The organism is Streptomyces sp. NBC_00019, assembly GCF_045041015.1.
Taxonomy (GTDB): Bacteria; Actinomycetota; Actinomycetes; order Streptomycetales; family Streptomycetaceae; genus Streptomyces.
In genome coordinates this window covers 2639573-2656672 of the sequence record NZ_CP108302.1, presented here as the reverse complement: position 1 = coordinate 2656672, position 17100 = coordinate 2639573, and the positions used below count along the sequence as shown (strand labels likewise).

Annotated in this window: 13 protein-coding genes and 3 rRNA genes; 11 read left to right on the top strand and 5 right to left on the bottom strand. The window is 65.8% G+C overall.

Features of this window, described 5'->3' with window-relative positions; genetic code table 11:
• Positions 1 to 106: 106 nt before the first annotated feature.
• The 3 genes from OHU89_RS12720 to OHU89_RS12710 form a co-directional block, all read right to left on the bottom strand.
• Positions 107 to 613, bottom strand: a complete 507-nt coding sequence (locus OHU89_RS12720) for an HNH endonuclease (protein WP_266894339.1) — start codon at positions 611 to 613, stop codon at positions 107 to 109.
• Between the two features lie 156 nt (positions 614 to 769).
• A complete protein-coding gene (locus OHU89_RS12715) occupies positions 770 to 1309 on the bottom strand; it encodes a YbhB/YbcL family Raf kinase inhibitor-like protein (protein ID WP_405642468.1) in 540 nt (179 codons plus the stop codon).
• Between the two features lie 43 nt (positions 1310 to 1352).
• Positions 1353 to 2135 carry a sporulation protein gene (locus OHU89_RS12710; protein WP_046257773.1) on the bottom strand — a complete coding sequence of 261 codons (783 nt, stop codon included), beginning with the start codon at positions 2133 to 2135 and terminating at the stop codon, positions 1353 to 1355.
• Between the two features lie 156 nt (positions 2136 to 2291).
• Here OHU89_RS12710 and OHU89_RS12705 point away from each other — a divergent pair, with 156 nt between their 5' ends.
• The 6 genes from OHU89_RS12705 (at position 2292) to OHU89_RS12680 (ending at position 10867) form a co-directional block, all read left to right on the top strand.
• On the top strand, positions 2292 to 2933 hold the full coding sequence (locus tag OHU89_RS12705) for a DNA-3-methyladenine glycosylase (RefSeq protein ID WP_405642466.1): 642 nt from the start codon (positions 2292 to 2294) through the stop codon (positions 2931 to 2933).
• 530 nt (positions 2934 to 3463) lie between these two features.
• Positions 3464 to 4989, top strand: a 16S ribosomal RNA gene (locus OHU89_RS12700).
• Between the two features lie 310 nt (positions 4990 to 5299).
• Positions 5300 to 8422, top strand: a 23S ribosomal RNA gene (locus tag OHU89_RS12695).
• A 105-nt stretch (positions 8423 to 8527) separates the two neighbouring features.
• A 5S ribosomal RNA gene (gene rrf / locus OHU89_RS12690) occupies positions 8528 to 8644 on the top strand.
• Together the 16S, 23S and 5S rRNA genes form the textbook arrangement of a ribosomal RNA operon.
• Before the next feature lie 151 nt (positions 8645 to 8795).
• Positions 8796 to 10157 (top strand): hypothetical protein, encoded by a 1362-nt coding sequence (locus OHU89_RS12685; protein WP_405654462.1) that lies wholly within the window; start codon positions 8796 to 8798, stop codon positions 10155 to 10157.
• A complete protein-coding gene (locus tag OHU89_RS12680) occupies positions 10049 to 10867 on the top strand; it encodes a hypothetical protein (RefSeq protein ID WP_405654459.1) in 819 nt (272 codons plus the stop codon). The genes OHU89_RS12685 and OHU89_RS12680 overlap by 109 nt, the downstream gene beginning before the upstream one ends.
• 65 nt (positions 10868 to 10932) lie before the next feature.
• Here the strand turns inward: OHU89_RS12680 and OHU89_RS12675 are convergent, their stop codons facing one another.
• Positions 10933 to 12225: a DUF1015 domain-containing protein gene (locus OHU89_RS12675; RefSeq protein WP_405642464.1), complete on the bottom strand. Its 1293-nt coding sequence runs from the start codon at positions 12223 to 12225 to the stop codon at positions 10933 to 10935.
• 72 nt (positions 12226 to 12297) lie between these two features.
• Here OHU89_RS12675 and OHU89_RS12670 point away from each other — a divergent pair, with 72 nt between their 5' ends.
• From OHU89_RS12670 to OHU89_RS12655, 4 genes are all read left to right on the top strand, one after another.
• Positions 12298 to 13326, top strand: coding sequence for an HAD hydrolase-like protein (locus OHU89_RS12670; protein WP_405642462.1), 1029 nt, complete (start codon positions 12298 to 12300; stop codon positions 13324 to 13326).
• A gap of 78 nt (positions 13327 to 13404) precedes the next feature.
• Complete coding sequence (locus tag OHU89_RS12665; RefSeq protein ID WP_405642461.1) at positions 13405 to 14448, top strand: FecCD family ABC transporter permease; 1044 nt, start codon at positions 13405 to 13407, stop codon at positions 14446 to 14448.
• Positions 14445 to 15482 (top strand): FecCD family ABC transporter permease, encoded by a 1038-nt coding sequence (locus OHU89_RS12660; protein ID WP_405642459.1) that lies wholly within the window; start codon positions 14445 to 14447, stop codon positions 15480 to 15482. Before OHU89_RS12665 ends, OHU89_RS12660 begins: the two co-directional genes overlap by 4 nt.
• 20 nt (positions 15483 to 15502) lie before the next feature.
• Positions 15503 to 16399, top strand: a complete 897-nt coding sequence (locus OHU89_RS12655) for an ABC transporter ATP-binding protein (RefSeq protein ID WP_405654456.1) — start codon at positions 15503 to 15505, stop codon at positions 16397 to 16399.
• A gap of 1 nt (position 16400) precedes the next feature.
• On the opposite strand, the gene OHU89_RS12650 is transcribed toward OHU89_RS12655, so the two are convergent.
• Positions 16401 to 16748, bottom strand: coding sequence for an SCP2 sterol-binding domain-containing protein (locus OHU89_RS12650; RefSeq protein ID WP_046256764.1), 348 nt, complete (start codon positions 16746 to 16748; stop codon positions 16401 to 16403).
• A 42-nt stretch (positions 16749 to 16790) separates the two neighbouring features.
• Between OHU89_RS12650 and OHU89_RS12645 the strand changes: the two genes are divergently transcribed.
• Positions 16791 to 17096, top strand: coding sequence for a hypothetical protein (locus tag OHU89_RS12645; RefSeq protein ID WP_405642457.1), 306 nt, complete (start codon positions 16791 to 16793; stop codon positions 17094 to 17096).
• The last annotated feature ends 4 nt before the right edge of the window (positions 17097 to 17100 follow it).

The following is a 17100-nucleotide window of genomic DNA, read 5'->3' as shown; positions in this document are numbered from 1 at the left end:
CATCATGAGGGCGAGCCCCAGGTTGTTCAGGGGCGCGGGGAACTGCGCGACAAGCCACAACGAACCCGCAGCCGCAATCAAACAGATCCCGGCACCCCTCTAGGGGCTACGCAGCATCCCGAGCCAACCAGTCAGGCAGCGCCTGAAACTCCTCGGTCCCCAGCGACAGCAACATCGCATCCGCAGGACTCGGCTCGAACGGCGCCCGCAGCAACGGCATCCCCGCCTGCTCCGGAGTCCGGTCAGCCTTACGGTGATTGTCCTCCGCGCAGGAAGCCACCGTGTTCAGCCAGGAGTCCTGACCACCCTGCGCCCTCGGCACCACGTGGTCCACAGTCGTCGCCCTGCGCCCGCAGTACGCGCACCGGTGCCGGTCCCTGATCAGCACACCCCGCCTGGACCACGGCGCTTGTCTTCGGAACGGCACCCTCACGTACCTGCACAGCCTGATCACCCGGGGCGCCGGTATGTCGACCGCGGCTCCGCGCATACGCAGTTCGGGGTGGGACTGCTCGACGACGGCCTTGTCCTGAAGCACCAGAACGACGGCTCGGTTCAACGTCACCGTCGACAGCGGCTCGAAGCTCGCGTTCAGTACCAGCGTGTCCCGCATTACCAGCCCACCTCCTGTGTGCACCGGCCCACCCCCTTGGCGGGCTGGGATCAACTCTGGCCGGGCACGCCGAGATGGACAACGAAATAAAAGTGCCCGCCCCTGATCACTTCCAAGACCAGGGGCGGGCAAACGTTCCATGAACGTCGGGCTTCTTCAGCTGTGTTCGGGGTTCTCGTACTCCCCGATCAGCTGTGCACGCGCGATCGTGTGGAACCTCAGATTGAAGCCCACGTAGGCGGGAGAGGCGTCGGCATCCGGCCCGAGCTTCTCCTGGTCGACCGCGTACACCGTGAAGACGTACCGATGCGATCCGTCCCCAGGAGGCGGCGCGGCCCCACCGAAGTCCTTGCTGCCGTAGTCGTTACGTGCCTGTACGGCACCCTCGGGCAGGCCTTCGAACTTGCCGCTGCCCGCACCCACCGGCAGCTCGGTGACCGAGGCCGGAATGTCGAACAGCACCCAGTGCCAGAACCCGCTGCCCGTCGGGGCGTCGGGGTCGTAGCAGGTCACGGCGAAGCTCTTGGTCTCCGGCGGGAACCCCTCCCACCGCAGCTGCGGCGAGGTGTTGCCGGCCGCGTACACCTGAGCGTCCTTGAGCGCGGCCCCTTCCTCGATGTCCTCGCTAGTCACCGTGAACGACGGGACGGGCGGGTGGAAGTCATGGGGGAGAGGCCGCCGCTTGAGCTCGGTCACCTCGGTACCTCCTGATCGATCAACGGAATCAGCAGTACCGAGCCTAGAACCAGTTGCGCTTGCTGCCGACCTCGGACAGCCACTGGTTGAGGTATGCCGCCCAGTCGGTGCCCTGGTAGTCGTGCAGACCCACCTGGAAGGAACGGAAGGTGTCGCTGCCCTCGCTGAAGAGCCCCGGCTTCTTGTCCATCTCGAGCACGACGTCCATCGCGTTCTGATCGGCCACGAAGCTCAGCTCGACCTGGTTAATACCGCGGTACTGCTGCGGCGGGAAGAACTCGATCTCCTGGTAGAACGGCAGCTTCTGCCGCGTACCCCGGATGTGACCGCGCTCCATGTCCGCGTTCTTGAACCGGAAGCCCAGCTGGATGAAGGCGTCGAGGATCGCCTTCTGCGCGGGCAGCGGGTGCACATTGACCGGGTCCAGGTCACCGGAGTCCACCGCACGCGCGATCTCCAGCTCCGTGGTCACACCGATGTGCATACCGCGCAGCGGCTGACCGTCGATCGTCGTGATCGGCGTCTCCCACGGGATCTCGAGCCCGAACTGCACCGCGTGCACGGCGTTCGCCTTCAGCTCGAAGGCACCGCCGAGCCGCTGCTTGGTGAACTCGATGTCCTGCTTGTACTCCTGGTCGCCGCTCTCGACCTCGACCTTGGCCTGCAGCCCGACCGACAGCCCCTCGATCTGCTGGTCCACGGACCCACCCTGGATCCGCACCTCGCCCTGGACGACACCACCCGGAACGACATTGCCCTCGGTCAGCACCGTCTCGACCGAAGCCCCGCCGGCCCCCAGGCTCGCGAGCAGCTTCTTGAACGCCATGACTCTCCCTCTTACGTCGTCCTGCTTCTTGTGCGTGGATCCTTGATCCATACAAACGCGATCCGGCCGTGGCCGGTTCCGCGTCCTCACCCTTGCAAGGCGAACGCCCCCTGACCACCCCGTTGCAGCCACCCGTCTGCACTACCCTCGGACGGCATGATCGCGACCCCCGACCGTACGCCCCTCCCCCGCGAGTTCTTCGACCGGCCCGTGCTGGAAGTCGCCCCCGACCTCCTCGGCCGCATCCTCGTACGCGCCACCCCGGACGGTCCGATCGCCCTCCGCCTTACAGAGGTGGAGGCCTACGACGGTCAGAACGACCCCGGCTCCCACGCCTATCGCGGCCGAACGGCCCGCAATGACGTGATGTTCGGTCCGCCCGGGCATGTGTACGTCTACTTCACCTACGGCATGTGGCACTGCATGAACCTCGTGTGCGGTCCGGACGGCATGGCGAGCGCGGTCCTGCTCCGTGCCGGCGAGATCGTGGAGGGCGCCGAGTTCGCCCGTAAACGTCGACTCTCGGCCCGAAATGACAAGGAACTGGCCAAAGGCCCCGCACGCCTGGCCACAGCACTGGATGTGGCCCGCCCCTTGGACGGCACGGACGCGTGCGCCTTGGACGACACACCGCTGAGGGTCCTTGCCGGTACCGCGATCGCCTCCGACCAGGTACGCAACGGTCCCCGCACCGGGGTGTCCGGCGACGGGGGCGACCACCCCTGGCGCTTCTGGGTCGCCAACGACCCGACGGTGAGCCCTTATCGCGCCCATACGCCCAGGCGCCGCTCAAGTTGACGCGCCCTTGCGGGATGCGTAATGTAGCCCGAGCCGCTTGAACCGGGTACTGCGATCGTCAGCAGCCGGAGGCGGCCAAACCACTACCTACGACTTCCTCTCAACGAGGGTCAATTTGGCGTGCCTGCATGCCTGAATTCGAACTCGCGGAACTCGATTATGAGTTGCCGAGTGGATGGGCTAACGTAGTGAATGTCGAAAGGCCGACAGGTGAAAGCCCAAAGCCCCAGACAATCCCAACCGACAGGGAATCGGACGCCGAAAGGGTCTGATAGAGTCGGAAACGCAAGACCGAAGGGAAAAGCCCGGAGGAAAGCCCGAGAGGGTGAGTACAAAGGAAGCGTCCGTTCCTTGAGAACTCAACAGCGTGCCAAAAATCAACGCCAGATTAGTTGATACCCCGTCTCCGGCCGTCATGGTCGTAGATGAGGTTCCTTTGAAGAAATACACAGCGAGGACGCTGTGAACCATCGGCTTATTCCGCCGGTGGTTCCGCTCTCGTGATGTGTGCACCCGATTACGGGTAAACATTCACGGAGAGTTTGATCCTGGCTCAGGACGAACGCTGGCGGCGTGCTTAACACATGCAAGTCGAACGATGAACCACTTCGGTGGGGATTAGTGGCGAACGGGTGAGTAACACGTGGGCAATCTGCCCTTCACTCTGGGACAAGCCCTGGAAACGGGGTCTAATACCGGATACCACTACCGCAGGCATCTGTGGTGGTTGAAAGCTCCGGCGGTGAAGGATGAGCCCGCGGCCTATCAGCTTGTTGGTGAGGTAATGGCTCACCAAGGCGACGACGGGTAGCCGGCCTGAGAGGGCGACCGGCCACACTGGGACTGAGACACGGCCCAGACTCCTACGGGAGGCAGCAGTGGGGAATATTGCACAATGGGCGAAAGCCTGATGCAGCGACGCCGCGTGAGGGATGACGGCCTTCGGGTTGTAAACCTCTTTCAGCAGGGAAGAAGCGAAAGTGACGGTACCTGCAGAAGAAGCGCCGGCTAACTACGTGCCAGCAGCCGCGGTAATACGTAGGGCGCAAGCGTTGTCCGGAATTATTGGGCGTAAAGAGCTCGTAGGCGGCTTGTCACGTCGGGTGTGAAAGCCCGGGGCTTAACCCCGGGTCTGCATTCGATACGGGCTAGCTAGAGTGTGGTAGGGGAGATCGGAATTCCTGGTGTAGCGGTGAAATGCGCAGATATCAGGAGGAACACCGGTGGCGAAGGCGGATCTCTGGGCCATTACTGACGCTGAGGAGCGAAAGCGTGGGGAGCGAACAGGATTAGATACCCTGGTAGTCCACGCCGTAAACGGTGGGAACTAGGTGTTGGCGACATTCCACGTCGTCGGTGCCGCAGCTAACGCATTAAGTTCCCCGCCTGGGGAGTACGGCCGCAAGGCTAAAACTCAAAGGAATTGACGGGGGCCCGCACAAGCAGCGGAGCATGTGGCTTAATTCGACGCAACGCGAAGAACCTTACCAAGGCTTGACATACGCCGGAAAGCATCAGAGATGGTGCCCCCCTTGTGGTCGGTGTACAGGTGGTGCATGGCTGTCGTCAGCTCGTGTCGTGAGATGTTGGGTTAAGTCCCGCAACGAGCGCAACCCTTGTCCTGTGTTGCCAGCATGCCCTTCGGGGTGATGGGGACTCACAGGAGACCGCCGGGGTCAACTCGGAGGAAGGTGGGGACGACGTCAAGTCATCATGCCCCTTATGTCTTGGGCTGCACACGTGCTACAATGGCAGGTACAATGAGCTGCGATACCGTGAGGTGGAGCGAATCTCAAAAAGCCTGTCTCAGTTCGGATTGGGGTCTGCAACTCGACCCCATGAAGTCGGAGTTGCTAGTAATCGCAGATCAGCATTGCTGCGGTGAATACGTTCCCGGGCCTTGTACACACCGCCCGTCACGTCACGAAAGTCGGTAACACCCGAAGCCGGTGGCCCAACCCCTTGTGGGAGGGAGCTGTCGAAGGTGGGACTGGCGATTGGGACGAAGTCGTAACAAGGTAGCCGTACCGGAAGGTGCGGCTGGATCACCTCCTTTCTAAGGAGCACTTCTTACCGGGTTCGCTCGGTCAGAGGCCAGTACATCGGCGAATGTCTGATGCTGGTTGCTCATGGGTGGAACGTTGATTATTCGGCACTCTCAGTCATCTCGGGCTGCAAGTACTGCTCTTCGGAGCGTGGAAAGCTGATCACGAGTGGCGAGGGTGCCGGGCACGCTGTTGGGTGTCTGAGGGTATGGCCGTATCGGCTGCCTTCAGTGCCGGCCCCAGTGCACTCGAACCGGATGGTTCGGGGTGATGGGTGGCTGGTCGTTGTTTGAGAACTGCACAGTGGACGCGAGCATCTGTGGCCAAGTTTTTAAGGGCGCACGGTGGATGCCTTGGCACCAGGAACCGATGAAGGACGTGGGAGGCCACGATAGTCCCCGGGGAGCCGTCAACCAGGCTTTGATCCGGGGGTTTCCGAATGGGGAAACCCGGCAGTCGTCATGGGCTGTCACCCATACCTGAACACATAGGGTATGTGGAGGGAACGCGGGGAAGTGAAACATCTCAGTACCCGCAGGAAGAGAAAACAACCGTGATTCCGGGAGTAGTGGCGAGCGAAACCGGATGAGGCCAAACCGTATGCGTGTGAGACCCGGCAGGGGTTGCGCATTCGGGGTTGTGGGATCTCTCTTTCACAGTCTGCCGGCTGTGAGACGAGTCAGAAACCGTATGGATAGGCGAAGGACATGCGAAAGGTCCGGCGTAGAGGGTAAGACCCCCGTAGCTGAAATCTGTACGGCTCGTTTGAGAGACACCCAAGTAGCACGGGGCCCGAGAAATCCCGTGTGAATCTGGCGGGACCACCCGCTAAGCCTAAATATTCCCTGGTGACCGATAGCGGATAGTACCGTGAGGGAATGGTGAAAAGTACCGCGGGAGCGGAGTGAAATAGTACCTGAAACCGTGTGCCTACAAGCCGTGGGAGCGTCGCGCATTGAGTTTACTCAATGCGTCGTGACTGCGTGCCTTTTGAAGAATGAGCCTGCGAGTTTGCGGTGTGTTGCGAGGTTAACCCGTGTGGGGAAGCCGTAGCGAAAGCGAGTCCGAATAGGGCGGTATAGTAGCGCGCTCAAGACCCGAAGCGGAGTGATCTAGCCATGGGCAGGTTGAAGCGGAGGTAAGACTTCGTGGAGGACCGAACCCACCAGGGTTGAAAACCTGGGGGATGACCTGTGGTTAGGGGTGAAAGGCCAATCAAACTCCGTGATAGCTGGTTCTCCCCGAAATGCATTTAGGTGCAGCGTCGTGTGTTTCTTGCCGGAGGTAGAGCACTGGATAGGCGATGGGCCCTACCGGGTTACTGACCTTAGCCAAACTCCGAATGCCGGTAAGTGAGAGCACGGCAGTGAGACTGTGGGGGATAAGCTCCATGGTCGAGAGGGAAACAGCCCAGAGCATCGACTAAGGCCCCTAAGCGTACGCTAAGTGGGAAAGGATGTGGAGTCGCAGAGACAACCAGGAGGTTGGCTTAGAAGCAGCCACCCTTGAAAGAGTGCGTAATAGCTCACTGGTCTAGTGATTCCGCGCCGACAATGTAGCGGGGCTCAAGCGTACCGCCGAAGTCGTGTCATTCCAGCATGAGGGCCAACGCCCGCTGGGATGGGTAGGGGAGCGTCGTGTGCCGGGTGAAGCCGCAGCGGAAGCTAGTGGTGGACGGTTCACGAGTGAGAATGCAGGCATGAGTAGCGATACACACGTGAGAAACGTGTGCGCCGATTGACTAAGGGTTCCTGGGTCAAGCTGATCTGCCCAGGGTAAGTCGGGACCTAAGGCGAGGCCGACAGGCGTAGTCGATGGATAACCGGTTGATATTCCGGTACCCGCTGTGAAGCGTCAAACATCGAACCCATTAATGCTAAGGCCGTGAAGCCGTTCCGGACCCTTCGGGGAAAGGAAAGTGGTGGAGCCGCCGAACCAAGGTGGTAGTAGGTGAGTGATGGGGTGACGCAGGAAGGTAGTCCAGCCCGGGCGGTGGTTGTCCCGGGGTAAGGGTGTAGGCCGAGTGGTAGGCAAATCCGCCACTCACTAGGGCTGAGACCTGATGCCGAGCCGATTGTGGTGAAGTGGATGATCCTATGCTGTCGAGAAAAGCCTCTAGCGAGTTTCATGGCGGCCCGTACCCTAAACCGACTCAGGTGGTCAGGTAGAGAATACCGAGGCGTTCGGGTGAACTATGGTTAAGGAACTCGGCAAAATGCCCCCGTAACTTCGGGAGAAGGGGGGCCATCACTGGTGATCCGATTTACTCGGTGAGCTGGGGGTGGCCGCAGAGACCAGCGAGAAGCGACTGTTTACTAAAAACACAGGTCCGTGCGAAGCCGTAAGGCGATGTATACGGACTGACGCCTGCCCGGTGCTGGAACGTTAAGGGGACCGGTTAGTCCGACTTCGGTCGGGCGAAGCTGAGAACTTAAGCGCCAGTAAACGGCGGTGGTAACTATAACCATCCTAAGGTAGCGAAATTCCTTGTCGGGTAAGTTCCGACCTGCACGAATGGCGTAACGACTTCTCGACTGTCTCAACCATAGGCCCGGTGAAATTGCACTACGAGTAAAGATGCTCGTTTCGCGCAGCAGGACGGAAAGACCCCGGGACCTTTACTACAGTTTGATATTGGTGTTCGGTTCGGCTTGTGTAGGATAGCTGGGAGACTGTGAACTCTGGACGCCAGTTCAGGGGGAGTCGTCGTTGAAATACCAGTCTGGTCGTGCTGGATGTCTAACCTGGGTCCGTGATCCGGATCAGGGACAGTGTCTGATGGGTAGTTTAACTGGGGCGGTTGCCTCCTAAAGAGTAACGGAGGCGCCCAAAGGTTCCCTCAGCCTGGTTGGCAATCAGGTGTTGAGTGTAAGTGCACAAGGGAGCTTGACTGTGAGACCGACGGGTCGAGCAGGGACGAAAGTCGGGACTAGTGATCCGGCGGTGGCTTGTGGAAGCGCCGTCGCTCAACGGATAAAAGGTACCCCGGGGATAACAGGCTGATCTTCCCCAAGAGTCCATATCGACGGGATGGTTTGGCACCTCGATGTCGGCTCGTCGCATCCTGGGGCTGGAGTCGGTCCCAAGGGTTGGGCTGTTCGCCCATTAAAGCGGTACGCGAGCTGGGTTTAGAACGTCGTGAGACAGTTCGGTCCCTATCCGCTGCGCGCGCAGGAATATTGAGAAGGGCTGTCCCTAGTACGAGAGGACCGGGACGGACGAACCTCTGGTGTGCCAGTTGTTCTGCCAAGGGCATGGCTGGTTGGCTACGTTCGGGAGGGATAACCGCTGAAAGCATCTAAGCGGGAAGCCTGCTTCGAGATGAGTATTCCCACCCCCTTGAGGGGTTAAGGCTCCCAGTAGACGACTGGGTTGATAGGCCGGATCTGGAAGCACGGTAACGTGCGGAGGTGACCGGTACTAATAGGCCGAGGGCTTGTCCTCAGTTGCTCGCGTCCACTGTGTTAGTTCTGAGGCAACGACTGTTGCCGGCTGTAGAGCAGAACGCATAACAGAAAAGTGTGCTTGTTCGCTCGAAACCATTAGGGTTTCGGTGGCCATAGCGTGAGGGAAACGCCCGGTTACATTTCGAACCCGGAAGCTAAGCCTTACAGCGCCGATGGTACTGCAGGGGGGACCCTGTGGGAGAGTAGGACGCCGCCGAACAATCTTTGGAAGGACCCCTGGTCCCAGCGTTCAGCTGGGACCAGGGGTCCTTTTGTTTTTACAATGTTTGCAGTACCGAGACAGGAGTCACCCATGTCCACCAACTCTCCCGACGACCGACCGGAGCGCGACCAGCGGCGACGGGACAGTGGTGACCGCAACGATCGCGGTGACCGTGGCGGATACCGCGGCGGTGACCGTGGCGACCGCGGTGGCGTCCGTCGCGACAACGACCGCGGTAACGACCGGGGCGGTGACCGCGGCGGCTTCCGGCGTGACGACAACCGTGGCGGCGACAACCGTGGCGGCGACAACCGCGGTGGCGGTTACGTCCGACGAGACGACCGTGGCGAGCGCGGTGGTTTCCGCCGTGATGACAACCGCGGTGGCGACAATCGTGGCGGTGGCTACGGCCGGCGCGACGACCGCCGCGGCGACGACCGCCGCGGCGACGACCGCGGACCCCGTCCGGCCTTCCGCCGTGACGACCGTCCCAGTGGGCCGCGTCGGGACGACCGTGACCGCGGTTTGCGTCGGGACGACGATCGCGGACCTCGTCCCGCCGTCCGCCGGGACGACCGAGACCGTGGGGAGCGCCGTGACGGCGACCGCGGACCTCGTCCGGCGTTCCGTCGCGATGACAACCGTGGCGGCGACAGCCGTGGCGCTGGCTACGGCCGGCGCGACGACCGCCGCGGCGACGACCGCGGGCCCCGTCCGGCGTTCCGCCGTGATGACAACCGTGCTGGCGACAACCGTGGCGGCGACAACCGCGGTGGATTCGATCGGCGCGACGACCGTCGTGACAATGACCGGGGCGGCTTCCGCCGGGATGACCGTGACCGCGGCGGATTCCGGAGCGACGACCGCGACCGTGGCTTCCGTCGCGACGACCGGGGTGACCGCGGTGGTGACCGTGGCGGCTTCCGTCGCGATGACAACCGTGGCGGCGACAACCGTGGTGGCGGCTACGAGCGTCGCGACGACCGGCGTGATGACCGCCGTGGTGATGACCGCGGGTCGCGTCCGGCCTTCCGTCGCGATGACAACCGTGGCGACGACCGGGGCCCTCGTCCGGCCTTCCGCCGTGATGACAACCGTGGCGATGATCGTGGGCCCCGTCCGGCGTTCCGTCGTGACGACAGCCGGGGAGGCGACAACCGCGGAGAGCGTGGTGGCTTCCGTGGCCGGGACGACCGGGGTGACCGCGGACCGCGTCGGGACGACCGAGGCGGCCGTCCTGGAGGATCCCGTGGGGACGACCGCGGTGGGCGTCCTGGAGGGTTCCGTGGGCGCGACGACCGGCGTGACGACAGCCGTGGTGGATACGACCGCGGAGACGACCGGCGCGGTGGCGGCCGTTTCCGTGATGAGCGGGACCGGGACAGGGAGCCGATCAAGCGGCTGCCGATCGCCGAGGACGTCACGGGCGACGAGATCGACAAGGACGTCAGGCAGGAGCTTCAGAGCCTGCCGAAGACGCTCGCGGAGGACGTCGCCAAGAACCTGGTGATGGTCGCCCGGCTCATCGACGAGGACCCCGAGGGCGCGTACGCCTACTCCAAGATCGCTCTGCGGCTGGCGTCGCGTGTCGCCGCAGTACGGGAGGCGGCCGGATTCGCGGCGTACGCGAACCAGAAGTACTCCGAGGCGCTCGCCGAGTTCAGGGCCGCGCGGCGGATGACCGGCGGTGCGGAGCTGTGGCCCATCATGGCCGACTGCGAGCGCGGCCTCGGGCGGCCGGAGAAGGCGCTGGACATGGCCGGGGCGCCCGACGTGAACAAGCTGGACAAGGCCGGTCAGGTAGAGATGCGGCTCGTCGCGGCCGGTGCCCGGCGTGACCTGGGGCAGCTGGACGCGGCCATCGTGACGCTGCAGAGCCCCGAGCTGGCCTCCAACTCCGTACAGCCGTGGACGGCGCGTCTGCGGTATGCGTACGCCGACGCCCTGCTCGCCGCCGGCCGGGAGGACGAGGCACGGGAGTGGTTCGCGAAGGCCGTGGAGTCCGACAAGGACGGCAGCACGGACGCCTCGGACCGGCTCGCCGAGATGGACGGTGTCGATTTCGTCGACGCGCTCGGTGAAGAGGGCGACGTCGAGGCCGAGGGCGTTTCCGAGAAGGTGGAAGCGGAAGCGGACGTAGCCGAGGCGGACGACGACGTAGCCGAAGCGGACGACGTGGAAGCGGATGACGTGGAAGCGGACGAGGACGACAAGGACTGACGTCCGTAAGTGACAAGGGCGGGATCCCCTCAACGGGATCCCGCCCTTTGTCGTTTTACGGCGGCTCAGAGTTCCAGCGCGCGCAGCACCAGGCCCGACGCCGGCTTCGGGCCGAACGACGTCGACTTGCGGGGCATCGTGACGCCCTGGCGGGCCAGGTCGCGGACGACCTCCTCGCGGACCGGGTGCATGAGGACGGCCGTACCGCCGTCGCGCTCCGCCTTGCGGACCGTGGCGGCGGTGTCGTGGATGTAGGCGATGCGGGCCGGGTCGTCCTCGGGGACGTGCCAGACGTGGTCGAGGAGAGTGGCGTGCAGGACCGTCGCGTCCAGGGTGCGCCAGGCCGCGGGACGGTCCGTGGGGACCGTACGGGCGAGGAGATCCTGGTCCGGGCGGTCGATGAGGTGGAAGGCGCCGTCTCCGGCGAGCAGGAACGCGTTGTCCGCGCAGGCCGCGTCGGCGAGGGTGTCCAGGGCCTCGGCCAAGGGGACGTCGAGACGGCGTATGCGGAACAGACCCTCGAGTGGGGCCAGGGCGTCCGCTATTGGCAGGCCGTGCAGAAGGCGGTGGATGGCGCGGACGCGGAGGGGGTAGCGGGCCGTGTCGACCAGGAGGACGAGGCCGTAGTCCCAGGGGCTGGGCGAGGGGTGCTCCGCGCGTAGACGGAGGGACGTCGCCCAGCGGTGATGGCCGTCGGCGATGAGTGCCTGGTGGCCGGCGAGGTCGGTCTGGATCGCGGCCACGGCGCCGGGGTCGGTGATCGCCCAGAGGCGGTGGCGGTAGCCGTCCTCGGTGGTGGTGGCCAGGAGCGGCTCCTGCTCGGCCGTGCGTTCGACGACGGCTGTCGTGTCGGCAGGGGAGCCATTGCCGCGGTACGTGAGGAGCAGGGGCTCCAGGTTCGCGGAGGTGGCGCGCATGAGGGCCGCGCGGTCGGCGACCACGTGCGGCATGACGTCCTCGTGCGGCAGGACCACGCCCTCCGACGGATCCGACAGACGCAGGGTGCCGATGACGCCGCGTTGGAGCATGCCGTCGGTCGCGCGCTGTTCGTAGACGTACAGGCCGGGATCGGGGTCGGCGGTCAGAACGCCCTCCGCGAGCCAGCGGCGCAGGGTGTCGGCCGCCTGTTCGTTGCGGGCCGTGGGAGTGATCGCCTGGGGCAGGATCAGTCGGACGATGTTGTACGGGTCCGCGGACTGGAGGTGGACGACGCCGTCGGGGCGTACGACGACGTCGTACGGCGGGGACGTCACGGCCGCGAGGCTGCCGACCCGGTCGGGGTCGTATCGAAGGCCTCGGAACGGGGTGAGTTCCAGGCCCCGGCGCGCCATTGCTTCCGAGTGACCTGCGGTGTTCATCCCGGCATCGTACGTGTGTCAGTGGCGTGAGGGATGATCGGGGGAAAGCCGTCGAGCGAGGAGCGATGTGGAATGAGCCAGAGCGTCAGGACGAGGCCCGAGGGCAGTGGCCAGGCCCTGAGCGAGGCGTACGACACCGCGCTGCTCGACCTCGACGGGGTGGTGTACGCGGGCGGGAACGCGATCGTGCATGCCGTCGAGTCGCTGGCCACGGCTCGGGCCGGCGGCATGCATCTCGCGTACGTCACCAACAACGCGCTGCGGACGCCGGACACCGTCGCCGGGCATCTGACCGAGCTGGGGATACCGACGGAAGCCGGTGACGTCATCACCTCGGCCCAGGCCGTCGCGCGGCTCATCAGTGAGCAGGTGCCCGCGGGGGCGCGGGTGCTGGTGATCGGCGGGGAGGGGCTGCGGGTCGCGCTGCGGGAGCGGGGGCTGGAGCCCGTCGAGTCGGCCGATGACGATCCGGCCGCGGTGGTACAGGGGTTCGGGGGCCCGGATCTGTCGTGGGGGCGGTTCGCTGAGGCTTCGTACGCCGTCGCGCGCGGGGTGCCGTGGTTCGCGTCCAACACCGACCTGACGATTCCCAGCGGTCGCGGGATCGCGCCGGGCAACGGGGCGGCGGTGGAGGTCGTGCGGATCGCGACCGGGGCCGAGCCGCAGGTCGCGGGCAAGCCGTTGCCTCCCATGCACCGGGAGACGATCCTGCGGACCGGCGCCGAGCGGCCGCTGGTGGTCGGGGACCGGCTGGACACGGACATCGAGGGAGCGTTCAACGGGGAGGTCGACTCGCTGCTCGTCCTGACCGGGGTGACCGACGGGGCGCAGTTGCTGGCCGCGCCGCCGCAGCACCGGCCGACGTATGTCGACGCCGATCTGCGCGGCATGCTCACGGGGCAGCCCGAAGTCACCGAGGTGGGTGGTGGGTTCCGGTGCGGCGGCTGGACGGCGACGGCCGGTGCCGAGCGGCTGGAACTGGACGGTGAGGGGGAGGCACTGGACGGGCTGCGGGCGCTGTGTGCGGCGGCGTGGACGGCGGCCGGTGCGGGATCGTGCGGGTTGGACGGAGGGAAGGCGCTCGCGCGGTTGGGCCTGTGAGGGGTGCGCCTGGTGCCCACCCTGTGAACCCGTGCAGCGGGATCGTGGCTGAATCCGAGGGTAGGCTAACCTAACTGCGTGTTGGTCGACAGTCCTCCAGAGCAGCGCGCGGAGACCGCCCCCGCGCCCCCAACCCGCCGGGCGATACGTGCCCTTGGGTTGCTCGTGTCCGTCGCGATCCTGGTGCTCGTCGCATTGGCGAGCATCGCGATCGGGGCGAAAGAGCTGTCGATGGGGCAGGTGTGGCACGGCCTGTTCGAGGACTCGGGGACATACGGCGATGCTGTCGTCACCGAGCGGCTCTGGCGGACCCTGCTGGGTCTGCTGGCCGGTGCCGCGCTCGGTCTGTCCGGCGCGGTCCTCCAGGCGCTCACCCGTAATCCGCTGGCCGACCCCGGACTGCTCGGCATCAACGCGGGTGCGTCCGCGGCGGTCGTCACCGCCATGACGTACTTCGGTGTCACGAGCCTGACCGGCTATGTCTGGTTCGCCTTCCTCGGCGCGGCCGCGGTCGGGGCGCTGGTGTGGTTCCTCGGCGGCAGCCGGGGGGCGACGCCGGTGCGGCTCGCCCTCGCCGGCACGGCGATCAGCGCCGCGCTCTACGGCTATCTCCAGGCCGTGATGATCACGAACGAGGCCGCGCTCGGCAAGATGCGCTTCTGGACGGTGGGTTCGCTGTCCTCGGCGAGCGAGTCGACCATCCTCCAGGTCCTGCCGTTCCTCGCGGTCGGCACCGTCCTCGCGCTCGCGCTCGCCCGCCCGCTCAACGCCATGGAGATGGGCGACGACACCGCCAAGGCCCTCGGCGCCAACCTGAACCGCACCCGGGCGCTGTCGATGCTCGCCGCCACCGTGCTGTGCGGGGCAGCGACCGCCGCCTGCGGACCGATCGTGTTCGTCGGCCTGATGGTGCCGCACGTCGTGCGCTCCTTCACCGGGCCCGACCTGCGCTGGATCATGCCGTACGCGACCGTCCTGTCGCCCGTGCTGCTGCTCGGCGCCGACGTCATCGGCCGGATCGTCGCCCGGCCCTCCGAACTTCAGGTCGGCATCGTCACCGCGATCCTCGGTGGCCCGGTCTTCATCTTTCTCGTACGACGGCGGAGGACGGCGCAGCTGTGAAGACCAACCGTGCCATCAGGACGCCGGGCGGGCTGTCGGTCCGCCTCGACGTCCGTGCCTTCACCGTCGTACTCCTGCTCCTGGCTGCCGCGCTCACCGCGAGTGTCGTGCTCATCGGCACCGGCGACTTCCCGATCCCGGCCGGCGACGTGCTCAAGACGCTGCTCGGCAACGGGAACGCGGGCCAGGAGTTCATCGTCAACGAACTGCGGCTGCCCCGGGTCCTCGTCGGGCTGCTGGTCGGCGCCTCGCTCGGGCTCGGCGGCGCGCTGTTCCAGGCCGTGTCCCGCAACCCGCTGGGCAGCCCGGACATCCTCGGCCTCGGACAGGGGGCGACGGCCGGTGCGCTCGTGATGATCGTGCTGTTCTCCGGGAGCGCGGCCGAGGTCACCGTCGGGGCGCTGGTGGGCGGTCTGGTGGCCGGGTTCTCCATCTATCTGCTCGCCTGGAAGCAGGGTGTGCACGGATACCGGCTGGTGCTGGTCGGCATCGGTGTGTCCGCGATCCTCACGGCGGTCAACGGCTACCTGATGACCGTGTCCGACATCGTCGACGCGGCCCGGGCGATGGTCTGGATGACCGGCTCGCTCAGCGGCCGTGACTGGGACCATGTGTGGCCGCTGCTCTGGCTGTGCGCCGTCCTCGTACCGCTCGTCCTCGCCAACGCGCGCGGGCTGCGGATGATGGAGATGGGCGACGACGTGTCGAACGCCCTCGGGGTGCGCGTCGAGCGGGTGCGGGGGCTGCTGATGATCGCCGCCGTCCTGCTCACCGCGTCCGCGACCGCCGCCGCCGGTCCGGTCAGCTTCGTGGCGCTCACCGCGCCGCAGCTCGCCCGGCGCCTGACCCGCTCGCCCGGACCGAACCTGCTGCCCTCGCTGTGCATGGGCGCCGCCCTGCTGGTCAGCGCCGACTGGATCTCGCAGAAGGTCTTCGGCGCCGACCAGATGCCGGTGGGCGTGGTCACCGGTGTGCTCGGCGGTGTCTATCTGCTGTGGCTGCTGGTCACCGAACGGAAGGCGGGCCGGATATGAGCGGCTCGCGGAAGCCGGACATGAGCGGCTCGGCGAACAACAACACCCGGGCGAACCGGAACACCCGAAGGAGCACCGTGAACCGCCTCTCCGCCGAGAACGTCACCCTCGCCTACGACCAGCGCGTCATCGCCGAGCAGCTGTCGGTGGAGATCCCCGACAACTCCTTCACCGTGATCGTCGGCCCGAACGCGTGCGGCAAGTCCACGCTGCTGAGGGCGCTGTCGCGGATGCTGAAGCCGAACCAGGGCCGGGTGCTGCTCGACGGACAGGTCATCCAGTCGATGCCCGCGAAGAAGGTCGCGCGGACGCTGGGTCTGCTGCCGCAGTCGTCCATCGCACCCGACGGGATCACCGTCGCCGACCTCGTCGGCCGCGGCCGCTACCCGCACCAGGGCATCCTGCGCCAGTGGTCGACCGAGGACGAGCGGGTCGTGCAGGAGTCGATGGCGCAGACCGGGGTCGCCGAGCTCGCGGACCGGTACGTCGACGAGCTGTCCGGCGGTCAGCGGCAGCGCGTGTGGATCGCGATGGCGCTCGCCCAGCAGACCCCGCTGCTGCTGCTCGACGAGCCGACGACCTACCTCGACATCCAGCACCAGATCGACGTACTGGATCTCTGCGCCGAACTGCACGAGGAGCAGGGGCGCACGCTGGTCGCCGTCCTGCACGACCTCAACCACGCCGCCCGGTACGCCACTCACCTCATCGCCCTCAAGGAGGGCAGCGTCGTCGCCGAGGGGGCGCCGAACGACATCGTCACGGCCGAGCTGGTCGAGGAGGTCTTCGGGCTGCGCTGCCAGGTCATCGACGACCCGGAGACGGCGACGCCGCTGGTGGTGCCGGCGGCGCGGAAGGCGCGAGTGGAGGACAGGAAGACGGACGTGAAGAAGATGGCTGCCGCCGAGGCCTCCTGAGCTACAGGAGCTTCCGCAGCTGGAGCAGGTCGCGCAGGCCTGCCTCCAGCTTGACCCGGCCCGAGCCCCAGGCCTTGGCGAAGTTCAGCTCGCCGTCGACCAGGGCCACCAGATCGTCGCCCTTCATGGTCAGTCTGATCTGGGCCTTCTCGGGAGGAGGGCCCTGGACCGTGTCGTGCACCACGATCCGGCCGCCCGTCATCCGGCCGACGAAGGTGGTGTCGAGGTCGGTGATCCGGCAGCTGACCGAGCGGTCCATGGTCGCCGCCGTGCGGACGTCCCCCTCGGTGCGCTGCATGGTGTCGGAGAGCTTTTCGAGTGCGGCGCGGCACTCCTCGATCGTGGCCATCGAGATCGACGGTACCCCAGCCCTTCGGGGTAGCGTCTGGGCATGAGCGACGCAGCCCCGGAGACACGGACCCTCGAGGAGGCGGTGGAGCCGGAACATGAACCCGCCGCCCCGGCCCCGCTGAACGTCTCCCGCACCCCTACCGGCAACGCCGAGGTGGACGCCCACCTGGAGCGGCTCGGCGACGCCGACCACCTCGCCACCGACGGACACGTTGAGGTGTACGAGGATGTACACCGGGGGCTGCGCGACGCGCTCACCGCGCTCGACGCCCGCCCGGGACCTCCGGCGCCCCCGTCGTCGTATGAGCAGAGGGCGCCTTCACCCTCGTATGGCAATAGGAGCTGAACCG